Here is a 15,293-nt window from a genome sequence, read left to right as displayed (position 1 = left end):
TTGTGCTTGACCTTTATCGATGGAAGCTTTCTGCAGAGCACCATCGGCGCCGGTCAGAATGGCTTGGTAGACAACGGTTATATCCCCGTTCCGGATTCGTTCAAGTCCCGGTTGTCGGCATCCATCGACGACATCAGCTGAACTGCCAGCGTCGGCGAGAAGTCTTTGCCACGATCGCGCGATCTCCCGAAATTTGCGGCCGACGTCACGTTCAACGATGACCGCCAAACAATTTGCCCGGCGTTAACCTTGTTGCTGTTAGCTTCCTTGCTGCGAGAGACGGCTGGTCCGCTCGCGGCGACTATTGCACCGCGGCGATCATGTTTCATCCCTACCGTTAGGAAGTGACTTGAAACTCAATCGATTTGGCGCGGCGCTGACTGTTCTGACCGCGGGCTCACTGGTCTTGTCGGGCTGTGGAAGCGACAACAACAACGCGACCGGTGGCGGAAGCAAAACCAGTGGCTCGTCGTCGGGCTCGGTGAACTGCGGCGGGAAGAAGACGCTGAAGGCCAGCGGCTCGACGGCCCAGGCCAACGCGATGACGCGTTTCGTCAACGCCTTCGAGCAGGCCTGCCCCGGCCAGACGCTGAACTACACGGCAAACGGCTCCGGCGCGGGAATCAGCGAATTCACCGGTAATCAAACCGATTTCGGCGGTTCTGACTCGCCGCTGGCGGCCAAAGAATACGCAGCCGCGCAACAGCGTTGCGGTTCGCCGGCCTGGAACCTGCCGGTGGTGTTCGGTCCGATCGCCATCACCTACAACGTCGCGGGCGTGTCTTCGCTGAACCTCGACGGCGCCACGGCGGCCAAGATCTTCAACGGGGCGATCACCGTTTGGAATGACCCCGCCATCGCGGGTCTGAATTCGGGCGTGACTTTGCCCGCCGAGCCGATTCACGTCGTCTTCCGTAACGACGAATCCGGTACGACGGACAATTTCCAGAAGTATCTGGATGCCGCCTCCAACGGGGCGTGGGGCAAGGGCGCCGGGAAGACCTTCAAGGGTGGCGTCGGTGAGGGCGCGAAGGGCAATGACGGCACGTCGGCGGCGATCAAGGCCACCGAGGGGTCGATCACCTACAACGAATGGTCATTCGCTCAAGCGCAGAAGCTGAACATGGCCAAGGTCATCACCCCGGCCGGACCCGACCCGGTGGCGATCAGCGCCGACTCGGTCGGAAAGACGATTTCCGGTGCGACCATTTCGGGCCAGGGCAACGACCTGGTGCTCGACACTCTGTCGTTCTACAAGCCGACCCAGGCCGGCTCCTACCCGATCGTGCTGGCGACCTACGAGATCGTCTGCTCGAAGTACCCGGATGCGCAGGTCGGCACGGCCGTGAAGGCTTTCCTGCAGAGCACCGTCGGGGCCGGGCAGAACGGTTTGGCGGACAATGGCTACATTCCTATTCCGGACTCGTTCAAGTCGAGACTGTCAGCATCGATCAACGCCATCACGTGATCTGAGGTGGTCGTGGCACGTGGAACGGTAACCGCCCCGTCGACCGCGGAAAAGCCCGAGCTTGGTGCGCTCAACCTGCGCGCTGCCCGCCGGGGCGACCGGCTGTTCAAGCTGATCGCCTCGGCGGCGGGTTCGACGATCGTCGTCGCGATCGTGATGATCGCGGTGTTCCTGTTGGTTCGTGCCATCCCCTCGTTGCGCGTCAATCACGCGAACTTCTTCACCAGCGCCCAGTTCAGCACCACCAACCCGGATCGGCTTGCCTTCGGCATCCGCGACCTGTTCATGGTCACGGTGTTGAGTTCGCTTGCCGCGTTGGTGCTGGCCGTGCCCATCGCGGTCGGCATCGCGGTGTTCCTCACCCAATACGCGCCGCAGCGATTGGCGCGCCCGTTCGGTGCGATCGTGGATCTGCTGGCCGCGGTCCCGTCGATCATCTTCGGGTTGTGGGGGATCTTCGTGCTGGCGCCCAAGATCGAGCCGGTCGCGGAGTTCCTCAACCGCAACCTGGGGTGGATTTTCCTGTTCAAACAGGGCAACGTCTCGTTGGCCGGCGGCGGCACCATCTTCACCGCCGGCATCGTGCTGTCGGCGATGATCCTGCCGATCATCACCTCGGTCTCACGGGAAGTGTTTCGGCAGACCCCGCACATTCAGATGGAGGCCGCGCAGGCGCTGGGTGCCACGAAGTGGGAGGTGGTGCGGATGACCGTGCTGCCGTACGGGCGCAGCGGTGTCGTCGCGGCGTCGATGCTGGGGTTGGGCCGCGCGCTGGGCGAGACGGTCGCGGTGCTGATCATCCTGCGCTCGGCCGCCCACGCCGGTCACTGGTCGTTGTTCGACGGCGGCTACACGTTCGCCTCAAAGATCGCCTCGGCGGCCGCGGAGTTCAGTTCGCCGCTGCCCACGGGCGCTTACATCTCGGCGGGGTTTGCGCTGTTCGTCTTGACGTTCATTGTCAACGCGCTCGCTCGTGCGATCGCCGGCGGCAAGGTGAACGCATGACGGTCGAGGAGCGGCGCTCATGACACGCGCCGGTGACGATGCAGAGCGAAGCGATGCTGAGGAGCGGCGCTCATGACAGTTGACGCATTGGACCGGCCGGTCAAGTCCGAGCTGTTCAGGTCGCTCAGTCTGCGACGGCGAATCACCAACAACGCCGCGACGGTATTTTTCCTCGGGTCGTTCCTAGTCGCGCTGGTGCCGCTGGTCTGGGTGCTGTCGGTCGTGGTCGCGCGCGGCTGGTACGCCGTCACCCGCTCGGGTTGGTGGACCCGCTCACTGCACGGCATCATGCCCGAGGAGTTCGCCGGCGGCATCTATCACGCGCTGTACGGGACGCTGGTGCAGGCCGGGGTCGCCGCCCTGTTCTCCGTCCCGCTGGGGTTGATGACAGCGGTGTTCCTGGTCGAGTACGGCTCCGGCCGGCTGGTGCGGCTGACCACCTTCATGGTCGACGTGCTCGCCGGGGTGCCGTCGATTGTGGCGGCGCTGTTCATCTTCAGCCTCTGGATTGCCACGCTGGGGTTCGAGCAGAGCGCATTCGCGGTGTCGCTGGCGCTGGTCTTGCTGATGCTTCCGGTGGTGGTGCGCTCCGCCGAGGAGATGCTCAGACTGGTGCCCGACGACCTGCGGGAGGCCAGCTACGCGCTCGGTGTCCCCAAATGGAAGACGGTGATGTACATCGTCTTCCCGATCGCGATGCCCGGCATCGTCTCCGGCGTCCTGCTGTCGGTCGCTCGGGTCATCGGCGAAACCGCGCCGGTGCTGGTGCTGGTCGGATACAGCCGGTCGATCAATCTCGACATCTTCAACGGCAACATGGCCTCGCTGCCGCTGCTGATCTACACCGAGCTCACCAACCCCGAACACGCCGGATTCCTGCGGATCTGGGGTGCGGCGCTGACGCTGATCATCTTCGTCGCCGTGATCAACCTGGCCGCCGCAGCGATTCGGTTCGTGGCGACGCGCCGGCGCTGACCGTCAGGACTTCGAAGCGGTCTTTTTTGCGGGTGCCTTTTTGGCGGCCGTCTTTTTGGCAGGCGTTTTCTTGGCGGCGGTCTTCTTGGCCGGCGCCTTTTTGGCGGCCGTCTTAGCTGCCGGTGCTTTCCCATTGCCGGAGCGCGCCTTCACGCTCGCTTCGAGTTTGGCCAGCAGGTCGGAGACGTCTTCGGTCTCGTCCAGTTCTTTGGGTTGCTCTTCGGTGGTAAACGCTTCGCCGCCTTCGAGTTTCGCGTCGACCAGCTCCTGCAGCTGCTCCTGATACGTGTCGTGGTAGCGATCGGGATTGAAGTCTTCGGCCATCGACTCCACCACCTGGCCGGCCATCTTGAGCTCGGCGGGTTTGACCTCGACCTTCTTGTCGAGGACGGGGAAGTCCGGATCACGGATTTCGTCCGGCCACAGCAGCGTGTGGATCACCATCACGTCGCGCTTGCCGAAGTCCTTGACGCGCAACGCCGCCAGCCGGGTCTTGTTGCGCAGCGTGAAGTGAACGATCGCCATCCGATCCGTGTCGGCGAGCGTCTTTGCCAGCAGCACATAGGATTTCGAAGACTTGGAATCGGGCTCAAGGAAGTAGCTGCGGTCGAACAACATTGGGTCGACTTCGCTGGCCGGAACAAACTCCAGCACTTCGATCTCCCGAGTGCGTTCTTCGGGCAGGGTGGCGATGTCGTCGTCGGTGATGATCACCATCTGGCCGTCGTCGGATTGGTAGGCCCGGGCGATGTCGCGGAATTCGACGACTTCGCCGTCCACCTCGCACACGCGCTGGTATCTGATGCGGCCGTTGTCCTTGGCATGCACCTGATGGAACTTGATGTCGTGGTCCTGGGTGGCGCTGTACACCTTGACCGGGACGTTGACCAGTCCGAACGCTATCGAACCCTTCCAGATTGAGCGCATGTGAATCAGTATGCCCATACCGGTTGCCGCAAAACAGCGCGCCGGGCCGTCTGCAACGGATTTAGCCAGGCTGTTCGGCTTTGTTCGCCCCGCTCGTCGACGGTGAGCAAACCCGCGGGCTTAGATAATCACCCCTGGGGGAGAGGCGGATTGGCCGTCGAGGGCGGCGCGATCGGGTAGGTCTGCGCCTGCCCGGGTGACGGTCAGCGCCGAGACGAGGCTGGCCGCCTCGAGTGCCGCCGTCAGGGAGTCGAGCGGGATCCGGCGAAGGGCGTCTCGCCGGTCGGCGCCCAACAGATCGCGGGCCCAGAGGGCGTCGAGCAGGCCGACCATGAACGCGTCACCCGCACCGACGGTGTCCACCACATGGACCGGCCGCGCGGCAGCCCGCGCGTTGCCGGACGCACAGAATGCCACCGCTCCCAGGTCGCCCATCGTCACGACCACGACCGCCGGGCCCGACGCCAGCCATCCTCGTGCGGCCCGCTCCGGATCGTTTTCGGGATAGAGCCAGCCGAGGTCCTCGTCGCTGACCTTGACGATGTCGCTGCGCTCGACCAGATGCTCGATCCGTTGTAGTGCCGAATTCCGGTCGGCGATCAGCGCAGGACGCACGTTGGGGTCCAGGGTAACGGTGGCCGAGGCGCGGTAGGTGTCGAGAAGAGCCGCGACCGCCAAACACCCCGGTTCCAGCACGGCGGCAATGGATCCGGTGTGCACGAACACCGGCGGCCCCACTTCGGGTGTCCCGGAAAGCTGCCATTCCAGGTCGAACGTGTAAGTGGCCGAACCGTTGTCGGCGATGGTCGCGACCGCGGTCGGTGTCCGGCGGGCGGAGACGCTTCCCGGAACGAGTTGTGCCCCAGATGATTCGATGTAGTCGACGATGCGCCGGCCGTGCTCGTCGTCGGCGATGTGGGTCAGGAAATCGACACCGCGACCCAGGCGGGCGAGGCCGACCGCGATGTTGAGTGGGCTGCCGCCGACATGTTCGGAGTCGCCTTGGTGCTGAACGTCGCCTTGGTGCTGAACAATGTCGATCAGCGACTCACCGATCACCAAACCGCGGGTCATCGCACCAGAGCGTCCAGCGTCGCGCGAGCTCCCTTGCTGTGCAACGAATCCAGCGCCCAACAGTACGCCTCGACGAAGCGTGGCTGATGGGCCAGATCGCAGAACACCCCGGTGACCTCAATGAACGCGGTGGGATTCTCGTACTGCGAACGGGCGATCGGAATGAGCGAATCCGCCAGCTGGTCCAACACCTCGTACGGCTTGCCCCACTCGTCGATACCCTCGGCGTAGCGGGCCCAGCTGGCCACCGCCGCCGCCGCCATCCGTACGGGCCCGCCGCTGGCCAGGTTGTCGCAGATGACCGGAAACAGCCATTTCGGGATCCGGTCCGAGGAGTACGCGCATAGCCGGGCAACGGTGTCGCGGATGGCCGGGTTGGCGAACCGCTCGACCAGCGTGCGACTGAACCCGTGCAGGTCGATTCCGGGCACCTGCGGGAGTGTGGGGATGGCCTCGGTGTCGAAGTACGCAAGCAAGAACTCGGCGAACAACGAATCCTGCGCCGCGTCGTGGACGAATTCAAAGCCGCACAGATGGGCGAAGTACGCCAGGCACTGATGTCCCGCGTTGAGCAGTCGCAGCTTCATCAGCTCGTACGGGCGGACATCGTCGACCATCAGCACGCCCGCTTGCTCCAGCGGCGGCCGGCCATCGGCGAAGTCGTCTTCGATGACCCAGGCGGTGAACGGCTCGGCCACCACGGGCCACCGGTCGTTGACGCCGAAGTCGCGTCGGACTTCCGCGGCCATCTCCAAAGTCGTTGCCGGAGTGATGCGATCGACCATCGAATTCGGAAACCGGCTGTGTTCCGCCACCCACTGGGCCAGTTCGGGGTCTACGCGTTCGGCGCTTGCGAGGACGGTACGCCTGGCGACCTCACCGTTGTTCTCGATGTTGTCGCAGGAGACGATCGTCGGGGCGGGGATTCCGCTACTGCGGCGCCGGGCGAGCGCCTCGGTGATCAACGCGAACGCGGGTCCGTCCGGGTCGCGATAACCGCCCTCGGTGATCGTCAGCGAGATGATCCGCGTGGACGGCGCGGCCAGCACCTCCAGCGCCGACTCGGGATCGTCTGGGGCGTAACGGTAGTCGATGATCGAGCCGATCACTTGGGCATCGCGGCTGCCGTTGGGGTTTTCCAGAATCAGCGTGTACAGCCCGTCCTGGCCATTGAGGACATCGCGCATGGTCCAGTCGGCGGGCATCACGCCCACCCCGCAGATGCCCCACTCTTGGGCCAAGCCTTGCTGTAGCAGCAGGTTGATGTACGCCGCCTGATGAGCGCGGTGGAAGTGACCTGCCCCGATGTGGGCGATGCCGACGCTGACGCTGTCGCGGTCATATTTCGGCGCGTCGATCGGCAGTTCGGCGAGCGACGCGTTGTTCAGAGTGATAGCGCTGGCCGTCATCGGCCACCTCCTTCCGGGGCCGCAGCCCGGATTGCTACTGCACGGCCGATGGCCTACCCGACCGGGGAGCCTCCAGCCTGCAGAGCCGACGACAGCAGGACATCAGCAAGAGCCCGCCACGAATCGGTGATCGCCACCGCGCCGGCATCAATCAATTCTGCATGCCGGCGGTCCCGTTCGTCAGGTAGCACGAACATCAAGTTGCCGACGGTGGCGTAGCCTGCTGCCACTGCGGATGTCACGCCCGCCACGGAGTCCTCGACCGCCAAGCCCTCGTGCGGCTCGACTTTCATGACCTGACCGGCATGCAGATACACCGCCGGGTTGGGCTTGCTTGTGGGCACCGGAAGAGAGTCCTCCGCGCTGAACGTCACCGTCTCCGCTATCAGCGAGTCGAGGCCGGTGGCAGTGAAGCAAGGGAGCAGACGCTTGGTGGCGCTCGAGCTTACGGCGGCGAGCACGTAGTGCTTAGCGAGGTCTTGCAACGGTTCCAGCACCTCAGGATCCGGTTTCAAGGTGACGCCGAGGTGGGCGGTGACCCGCTCGCGTTCTTCGAGCACCCACTGCTCGAGTTCGTCGCCGGACAAGGCGCGGCCGGCTGCCACGTCACCGACTGATGCGATGATCGCTTCCGGATAGTCGGCTGCGAGTGCCTTATCGAACGGCACACCACACTGAATGGCCAGGTGGGTCGCCGTGTTGCGGAAGTTCTTCCCGGTGGCCTGCTTGCGCAGCTCGTCGGCGCTGAACGGCGAAGTCAGGCCGAACCTGGCGAGGAATCGGTTGACCACTTCCGTCGAGGCGGCGAAAGCCGGTGCCTCAGAAGGGAAAAGGTTGTCGTCGGCGTCGAGAAGCAACGTGGTGACCGATGCGGGATCGAATTCGCGCACGACCTCCAGTCCGAGCTGGCTCATCACGACACCAACTCCCGCGCCTCGTCCCGCAGTGCTTGGCGCAGCGCGGGGATCACACCGTGCTCGTCGATGTCAGCAATCATCTCGGCGAAACGTTCCGTGAACCCGGGGACCATCCGAAGCTCCGCGAAGACTTCGTGCCGCAGCAACGCACGAGGGTTGTTCCCGTCCATGTTCGCCAATTTAGTCAGCAACCCAGCTTGGGGGTCCTCGATGTGGAATTTGTTGCCCAGCAGGTCGTAGCCACGCAGGTACCGGGCCCAGGCCGCGACCGCCAGCATCAACAGGGTGTGCGGCCGGTCCTGCTCAATCGCCTCTTGCAGCGACGGCATCACGAAAGACGAGATCTTCGTCGATCCGCGGCGCGCCAACCGCGACAACTCGTCGCTCATCAAGGGATTGCTGAGCCGAGTCAGCAAGGTGTTGCGATAGTCGGGTGTGTTCATCCCGGGCACGCCCGGCAGCAGTGGCTGAATCTCATTGCGCATCAGCTGCTCGACGTAGTCGTAGAACACCGGGTCGCGCATCGCTTCGTCCGTGCGCTCGTAGCCGGCCAGCGTGCCCAGGCAGGCCATCGCAATATGGGTGCCGTTGAGCAGTCGGGTCTTCACCGTCTTGTGGTCGCTCACATTTGCCACGAACTGCGCACCGACCTCTTCGAGCGGCGGACGGCCGTTGCTGAAAGAGTCCTCGATTACCCATTGGGAATACGGCTCGGTCACCACTGGCCATTTATCGGCAATACCGAAAGTGTGCTCGACGAATTCGCATTCCTCTTGTGAGGTGCGCGGAGTAATGCGGTCGACCATGGTCGACGGGAATGCGACGTAGGTGTCGATCCAGCGGGCGAGCGCGGGATCTTTCAACGCGGCGAACGACACCAATGCCGTTCGCGCTGCCTGAGTGTCGTCGGGAATGTTGTCGCAACAGAGCACCGTGAACGGGGCGATGCCGGCTTGGCGGCGGGCATCCAGGGCGTCGGCCAGATATCCCCAAGCGGTGGCATAGGTCTCGGACGCGACCAGATCGGCGCGCACCTCGGGGTTGTCGGCGTCGAATTCGCGGGTGACCGGATGCAGGAAGTAACCGTGATCCGTGATGGTGAGGCTGACGATGCGAGTTTGCGGATCGGCCAACGCGGCACGAACGGCCGCGCCGTCGTTGGGTGCGTAGTGAATGGAGCCGATCGAGCCGACCACGCGCGCCATGTGACCGTCGTGGCCTCGCTGAACAACGGTGTACAGCCCGTCCTGAACCGACAGCAGGTCCTTCACGTCGCGCGAGCGCAGGCTGATGCCGGTAACCCCCCACTTAGTGGAGATGCCTGAGCAGGCAAGGTCATCGAAGTAGATGGCCTGATGCGCGCGGTGGAAGTTACCCGCGCCGATGTGGACGACTCCCGGTTGCAGGGTCGACCGATCGTAGGTCGGGACGTCGATTCGGTGTGAGTGCAGTCGCAGTGTTGAGTTACTGAGGGGGACGCCACATTTTGGACGCCAGGGGATTACGTTGCGCATGGTGGTCTGTGCCCTACCACCCCGCCGCCCTAACGCGATAACGCTCGTGTCAAATCTCACAAGTATTTACGCCATCGACATAAACACTGCTGAGCCGTCATTATCGGCGCAAAAACGCGTAGGTTGATTTTTATGGCGCGGCGCGTGAATTTGACCAACGCCGACAAAGTGTTGTACCCGGCCACCGGGACCACCAAGCAGGACATCTTCGACTATTACTCGCGCATCGCGACGGTGATGATTCCGCACATCGCGGGACGTCCCGCGACGCGCAAGCGCTGGCCCAACGGCGTCGAGCAAGAATCGTTCTTCGAGAAGCAGCTGGCTTCGTCGGCGCCCGAGTGGCTGCCGCGCGCCAGCGTCACCCACCGGTCCGGAACGACGACCTATCCGATCATCGACAGCCCCGACGCGGTGGCCTGGATCGCGCAACAGGCCGCGCTGGAAGTGCATGTGCCGCAGTGGCGATTCGTCGCCGAGTGGACCCGACGCAACGCCGAAGAGCTCAAGCCCGGCCCGGCAACTCGACTGGTGTTCGATCTGGACCCAGGTGAGGGTGTGACCATGGCTCAGCTGGCCGAGGTGGCATACGCCGTCCGCGAACTGATCGACGGCATCGGGCTGACCACCTTCCCGCTGACCAGCGGCAGCAAAGGCCTGCATCTCTACGCGCCATTGGCCCAGCCGGTGAGCAGCAAAGGAGCCACTGTGTTGGCCAAACGCGTTGCACAACAACTGGAAAAGACGATGCCGAAACTGGTCACCTCGGTCATGGCAAAGAATGTGCGGGCGGGAAAGGTGTTCTTGGACTGGAGCCAGAACAACGGCTCCAAGACGACCATCGCGCCGTACTCGATGCGCGGGCGCGAACATCCAACCGTCGCGGCCCCGCGCACCTGGGACGAGCTCGAAGATCCCGGGTTGCGCCAGTTGCGCTATGACGAGGTGCTCGACCGGGTCGCGCGCGACGGCGATCTGCTGGCTGCGCTGGACGAGGACGCACCCGTCCCGGACCGGCTGACCAAATACCGCAGCATGCGCGACGCGTCGAAGACGCCCGAACCGGTTCCCGCTGCGAAACCGGCTGTCGGGCAGGGAAATACGTTCGTCATCCAGGAGCACCACGCACGCCGGCTGCACTATGACTTCCGGCTGGAACGAGATGGCGTGCTGGTCTCGTGGGCGGTGCCGAAAAACCTGCCCGAAACCACGTCGGTGAACCATCTTGCGGTGCACACCGAGGATCACCCGCTGGAATACGGCACATTCGAAGGCAGCATCCCCCAAGGGGAATACGGTGCCGGCAAGGTGATCGTCTGGGACTTTGGAACATATGACACCGAGAAGTTCCGCGAGGATGAGGTCATCGTCAATCTGCACGGCAACAAGATCTCCGGGCGCTATGCGCTGATTCAAACCAACGGCGACCAATGGCTGGCGCACCGGATGAAAGACCAGAAGGTTTTCGAGTTCGACACGATCGACCCCATGCTCGCCACGCACGGCTCGGTGGCGGCATACAAGGCAAGCCAGTGGGCCTTCGAAGGCAAGTGGGACGGCTACCGGCTGTTGGTCGAGGCCGACCATGGCACCTTGCGGGTGCGGTCCCGCCGTGGCCGCGAAGTGACCAAGGAATACCCCGAATTGCGTTCGTTGGCAACCAATCTGGCCGACCACCATGTGGTGCTCGACGGCGAGGCCGTCGTCGTGAACGCCAAAGGCGTACCCAGCTTCCACGCGATGCAGGACCGCGGCCGCGGCACGCCCGTCGAATTCTGGGCGTATGACCTGCTGTATCTGAACGGACGCTCGCTGCTGCGCGCCCGCTACCAAGACCGGCGACAGCTGCTGGAAACGCTGGCCAGTGGTAGCGACCTCGTCGTTCCGGAGCTGTTGCCCGGCGACGGCAAGCAGGCACTCGAGCACTCCGAAAAGCACGGCTGGGAGGGAGTCGTCGCCAAGAAGCGCGACTCCACGTATCAACCGGGGCGACGTTCGGCGTCCTGGGTCAAGGACAAGCATTGGAACACTCAGGAAGTCGTCATCGGCGGCTGGAAGGCCGGCGAGGGTGGACGCAGCAGCGGAATCGGCGCGCTGCTCATGGGAATCCCCGACAATGGAAAGCTGCACTTCGCCGGACGCGTCGGCACCGGCTTCACCGACCGTGAGCTCACCAAACTGAAGAAAACGCTGGCGCCGTTGCACACCGACGAATCACCCTTCGACGCAGCGCTTCCCAGAAGCGAGGCTCGTGGGGTCACGTTCGTCGAGCCGATTCTGGTAGGGGAGGTGCGCTACAGCGAGTGGACGCCGGACAACCGGCTGCGCCAATCGAGTTGGCGCGGGCTGCGGCCGGACAAGAAACCGAATGAGGTGGTGCGCGAATGAAGTGGGTGACGTATCGAAGCGGGCAGGACGAACGCGTCGGGGTGCTTTCCGAGGACGAGATCTACGCGGCGGCACCGGGGTTGACGCTGCTGGAGCTGATCGAACGCGGCGCCGACGGCTTGAGGCGGGCGGGCGAGGAGGCGGTGCGTTCGCCGTCGGAGGTGGTGCGCCTCGACCAGGTGTCGCTGGCGGCGCCGATACCGCGCCCGCCGTCGATCCGTGACTCGTTGTGCTTTCTGGACCACATGCGCAACTGCCAGGCCGCGATGGGCGCCGGCCGCGTGCTGTCCGATACCTGGTACCGCATTCCCGCATTCTATTTCGCCTGTCCGGCAACGGTTCTGGGGCCGCACGATGACGCGCCGACCGCACCGGGCAGCGCGTGGCAGGACTTCGAGCTGGAGATCGCCGCCGTGATCGGCGTCAGCGGGAAGGACCTGACCGTCGAAGAGGCCGAGCGGGCGATCGTCGGCTACATGATCTTCAACGACTGGTCCGCGCGCGACCTGCAACAGCTGGAGGGCCAACTGGCCATCGGCCAAGCCAAGGGCAAGGACAGCGGGGTGACGCTGGGCCCCTACCTGGTGACCCCGGACGAGCTCGAACCGTACCGTCGGGACGGCAAGCTCGACCTGAGGGTCACCGCCCTGGTCAACGACACTGTGATCGGTTCGGGTTCAACGGCCCAAATGGATTGGAGCTTCGCCGAAGTCATCTCCTACGCCTCGCGCGGGGTGACGCTGCGCCCCGGCGATGTCATCGGCTCGGGCACCGTCCCCACCTGCACGCTCGTCGAACACCTCAGTGTGACGGCGCTGGACGCGTTCCCGGGCTGGCTGCACGACGGCGACGTCGTCACGCTTCAGGTGCAGGGGCTCGGTGAGACCCGGCAGACCGTTCGCGCGAGCAGCCCGCCGCATCCGCTGGCGCCCCGGCCCAACCCGGACGCCGCACCCGCACCGCAGCGGGTGAACACCGCACCCGCGCGGATGCCTTACACGCGTGGGCTACACAAGGTCGCCGAGCGAGTGTGGGCGTGGATGTTGCCGGACGGCGGCTACGGGTGGAGCAACGCCGGGCTGGTCGCCGGCGACGGTGCGTCGCTACTCGTCGACACATTGTTCGACCTGGCGTTGACCCGCGAAATGCTCACGGCGATGCAACCCATCACGTCCTCGGCGCCCATCACCGACGCGTTGATCACCCACTCCAACGGGGACCACACGCACGGCAACCAATTGCTCGACGCCTCAGTGCGGATCATCGCCGCCAAGGGCACCGCCGACGAGATCGCCGAGGGGATGGCGCCCGAGATGCTGGCCATGGCCCAAACCGCCAACCTCGGTCCTGTTGCGACCAAATACGCGCGAGATCGCTTCGGGCACTTCGACTTCAGCGGCATCACGCTGCGCAACGCCGACAAGACGTTCGACCACAACCTCGCAATCGAGGTTGGCGGGCGCCGCATCGATCTGGTAAATCTGGGGCCCGCGCATACCGCCGCCGACTCCGTGGTCCACGTGCCCGACGCAGGGGTCTTGTTCGGTGGCGATCTGCTGTTCATCGGCTGCACGCCCATCGTGTGGGCCGGCCCGATCGGCAACTGGATCGCGGCCTGCGACGCGATGATCGCCCTGGACGCGCCGACGGTGGTACCCGGCCACGGGCCGATCACCGATCCGGACGGAATCGGTTCCGTCCGTGACTATTTCGTCTATATCTCGGAATACACCGCGGCCGCTTACCGTAAGGGCCTGTCGTGGGCCGAGGCCGCCGACGCCATCGACCTCGGCGAGTACGCCGCCTGGCTGGATGCCGAGCGGGTCGTCGTCAACGTGTATCAGCGCTACCGCGAGCTCGACCCCGAGACCCCGCAACTCGAAATCATGGCCCTGCTGGTGATGCAGGCCGAATGGCTGGCCAAGCGGTCGACCTAGATTCGCACGGCCCTGACGAAGCTGATGGTGGCGGCCGGGGCCTGCTGTTGCTCGGCGTCGCCCAGTTCAGGAAGACCGGCGGCGGCGAACAGATCGCTGAGCCGTGAGGTGGTCGTGTCCCACCCGTTCGCACGCAAATGTGCGGCGACGTCGGTGTGCTCGCCCGGGTACGTCAACCCCGCGATGTCCATGTCGAGTCCCTGCCGTCGCCAGCTTTCGGCCATGTGGCGCGCCTGTTGCTGCGCCTCTTCCGATGTTCCGGCGACCGTCCCGTAGTCCGCGGCGAATCGGCTGCCCTCGAATGACTGCGGGATGATCGAGTCCAGCAATCGGATTTCGGCCTCCGGCGGCAGGAAGCCGATGAGCACCCCCTCGGCCAGCCAGGCCGTCGGTTGGCTGGGGTCGAAGCCCGCCTCTTGCAGTGCCGCGGGCCAATCCTCTCGGAGATCGATTCCTACCGTGCGCAACTCGGCGGTGGGGGCCGCGCCGATCCCCGCCAGCGTCGCGGTCTTGAAGGCGATCACCTCGGGCTGGTCGATTTCGTACACCGTCGTCTCAACCGGCCACCGCAGTCGGTAGGCGCGGGAATCCAGCCCGGACGCCACGATCACGACCTGGCGCAGGCCCGCAAGCCCTGCCGCGGCTAAGTAGTCGTCGTAATAGCGGGCGCGGGCGGCGAATGTGTCGACTATGCGCGGAAATCCAATATCGTCGGAGTCGAGTTCGCCTTGGGCGAGCCTGGTGAAAACGTCCACCCCGACGGCCCGCACCAGCGGCTCGGCGAATTCATCGGTGATGACGGGTTGCGGACGTTTGGTCGCGGCGGCCCGTGCCGCGGCCACCATGGTGGCGGTCGCTCCCACGCTGTTGGCCAGGTCCCAGGTGTCACCTTCGGTTCGTGCCATGGCTTCTCCTTCGATTCGGCGGCAAAACCACGGTATGCCCGATCGGTAAACACCCACGTCGCCTACGGTTTGCTCTATGTCTGCTGTGGAACTGGAAACTCTCGAGGACAACATCGCCTGCATCACGCTCAATCGTCCGGAGCGCCTGAACGCTATCGACGGATCGCTGATCGACGGTGTCGACCGCGCCTTGGACACCCTCGGCGGAGGCGAGTTCCGGGTCGCGATTCTCACCGGCGCGGGTCGTGGCTTCTGCGCCGGCGCCGATCTGAGCGGCACGGGTAAGCCGTGGGTGGAAAGCCGTTCGTCAACGCCGCCCTTCAAGGTCAACTACGACTCCCAGGTGCGGCTGGCCGACCTCTTCACCCGGATCTACGAGTTGGACATCCCGGTGATCGCCGCAGTGAACGGTGTCGCCGTCGGCGGCGGGCTGGCGTTCACATTGGTCAGCGATATCCGGGTCGCTTCCGAGCAGGCCCGGTTCGGGTCGGCCTTCATCAAGGCCGGGTTCTCGTCGATGGACATGGGCACCAGTTACCTACTGCCCAAGATCGTCGGCGCCGGGGTCGCGCGCGAGCTGATGTTGACCGGCCGCATGATCGACGCGTCGGAGGCCTACCGCATCAAGCTGGTGCATGAAGTGGTGGCCCCCGATGACCTGATGGCGGCGGCGTTGAGCAAGGCCCGCGAGATCGCCGCGAACAACGCTTATGGCGTGTGGCAGACCAAGATTGGCCTCAACGCAGCATTGGATGCGCCCAGCTTGCGGCATGC

Annotated in this window: 12 protein-coding genes and 1 pseudogene; 7 read left to right on the top strand and 6 right to left on the bottom strand. The window is 64.6% G+C overall.

Features of this window, described 5'->3' with window-relative positions; translation table 11 throughout:
- Positions 1 to 24: 24 nt before the first annotated feature.
- The 4 genes and pseudogenes from JOZ00_RS15045 to pstA form a co-directional block, all read left to right on the top strand.
- Positions 25 to 141, top strand: a pseudogene (locus JOZ00_RS15045) (phosphate ABC transporter substrate-binding protein PstS); the annotation flags it as partial.
- Positions 142 to 349: 208 nt separating this feature from the next.
- The gene (pstS, locus tag JOZ00_RS15040) at positions 350 to 1,468 is read left to right on the top strand and encodes a phosphate ABC transporter substrate-binding protein PstS (protein ID WP_293344837.1); all 1,119 of its coding nucleotides are present in this window, start codon (positions 350 to 352) and stop codon (positions 1,466 to 1,468) included.
- A 6-nt stretch (positions 1,469 to 1,474) separates the two neighbouring features.
- Positions 1,475 to 2,473, top strand: a complete 999-nt coding sequence (gene pstC / locus JOZ00_RS15035; RefSeq protein WP_293344835.1) for a phosphate ABC transporter permease subunit PstC — start codon at positions 1,475 to 1,477, stop codon at positions 2,471 to 2,473.
- A gap of 72 nt (positions 2,474 to 2,545) precedes the next feature.
- Positions 2,546 to 3,448 (top strand): phosphate ABC transporter permease PstA, encoded by a 903-nt coding sequence (pstA, locus tag JOZ00_RS15030; protein WP_293344833.1) that lies wholly within the window; start codon positions 2,546 to 2,548, stop codon positions 3,446 to 3,448.
- 3 nt (positions 3,449 to 3,451) lie between these two features.
- On the opposite strand, the gene JOZ00_RS15025 is transcribed toward pstA, so the two are convergent.
- The 5 genes from JOZ00_RS15025 to JOZ00_RS15005 form a co-directional block, all read right to left on the bottom strand.
- Positions 3,452 to 4,375 carry a Ku protein gene (locus JOZ00_RS15025; RefSeq protein ID WP_293344831.1) on the bottom strand — a complete coding sequence of 308 codons (924 nt, stop codon included), beginning with the start codon at positions 4,373 to 4,375 and terminating at the stop codon, positions 3,452 to 3,454.
- A gap of 120 nt (positions 4,376 to 4,495) precedes the next feature.
- Positions 4,496 to 5,449 (bottom strand): carbohydrate kinase, encoded by a 954-nt coding sequence (locus JOZ00_RS15020; RefSeq protein ID WP_293344829.1) that lies wholly within the window; start codon positions 5,447 to 5,449, stop codon positions 4,496 to 4,498.
- Positions 5,446 to 6,858: a mannitol dehydrogenase family protein gene (locus JOZ00_RS15015; RefSeq protein ID WP_293344827.1), complete on the bottom strand. Its 1,413-nt coding sequence runs from the start codon at positions 6,856 to 6,858 to the stop codon at positions 5,446 to 5,448. The genes JOZ00_RS15020 and JOZ00_RS15015 overlap by 4 nt, the downstream gene beginning before the upstream one ends.
- 53 nt (positions 6,859 to 6,911) lie before the next feature.
- Positions 6,912 to 7,772 carry an HAD-IA family hydrolase gene (locus JOZ00_RS15010; protein WP_293344825.1) on the bottom strand — a complete coding sequence of 287 codons (861 nt, stop codon included), beginning with the start codon at positions 7,770 to 7,772 and terminating at the stop codon, positions 6,912 to 6,914.
- Positions 7,772 to 9,289, bottom strand: a complete 1,518-nt coding sequence (locus JOZ00_RS15005; RefSeq protein ID WP_293344823.1) for a mannitol dehydrogenase family protein — start codon at positions 9,287 to 9,289, stop codon at positions 7,772 to 7,774. Before JOZ00_RS15005 ends, JOZ00_RS15010 begins: the two co-directional genes overlap by 1 nt.
- 132 nt (positions 9,290 to 9,421) lie before the next feature.
- Between JOZ00_RS15005 and JOZ00_RS15000 the strand changes: the two genes are divergently transcribed.
- Together JOZ00_RS15000 and JOZ00_RS14995 are read left to right on the top strand one after the other, a co-directional pair.
- Entirely contained in the window at positions 9,422 to 11,677 is a 2,256-nt protein-coding gene (locus tag JOZ00_RS15000) for an ATP-dependent DNA ligase (protein ID WP_293344821.1), read from the top strand.
- A complete protein-coding gene (locus JOZ00_RS14995; RefSeq protein WP_293344819.1) occupies positions 11,674 to 13,614 on the top strand; it encodes a fumarylacetoacetate hydrolase family protein in 1,941 nt (646 codons plus the stop codon). Before JOZ00_RS15000 ends, JOZ00_RS14995 begins: the two co-directional genes overlap by 4 nt.
- Here JOZ00_RS14995 and JOZ00_RS14990 read toward each other — a convergent pair.
- Positions 13,611 to 14,519: a class I SAM-dependent methyltransferase gene (locus JOZ00_RS14990; RefSeq protein WP_293344817.1), complete on the bottom strand. Its 909-nt coding sequence runs from the start codon at positions 14,517 to 14,519 to the stop codon at positions 13,611 to 13,613. The genes JOZ00_RS14995 and JOZ00_RS14990 overlap by 4 nt on opposite strands.
- A gap of 85 nt (positions 14,520 to 14,604) precedes the next feature.
- Between JOZ00_RS14990 and JOZ00_RS14985 the strand changes: the two genes are divergently transcribed.
- A partial coding sequence (locus JOZ00_RS14985; protein WP_293344861.1) for an enoyl-CoA hydratase/isomerase family protein occupies positions 14,605 to 15,293 on the top strand: 689 nt, incomplete at its 3' end.

This window comes from Mycobacterium sp. (assembly GCF_019243155.1).
GTDB lineage: Bacteria > Actinomycetota > Actinomycetes > Mycobacteriales > Mycobacteriaceae > Mycobacterium.
Note: the sequence above shows the minus strand (reverse complement) of the source record. Positions and strands in the feature narration are given on the sequence as shown.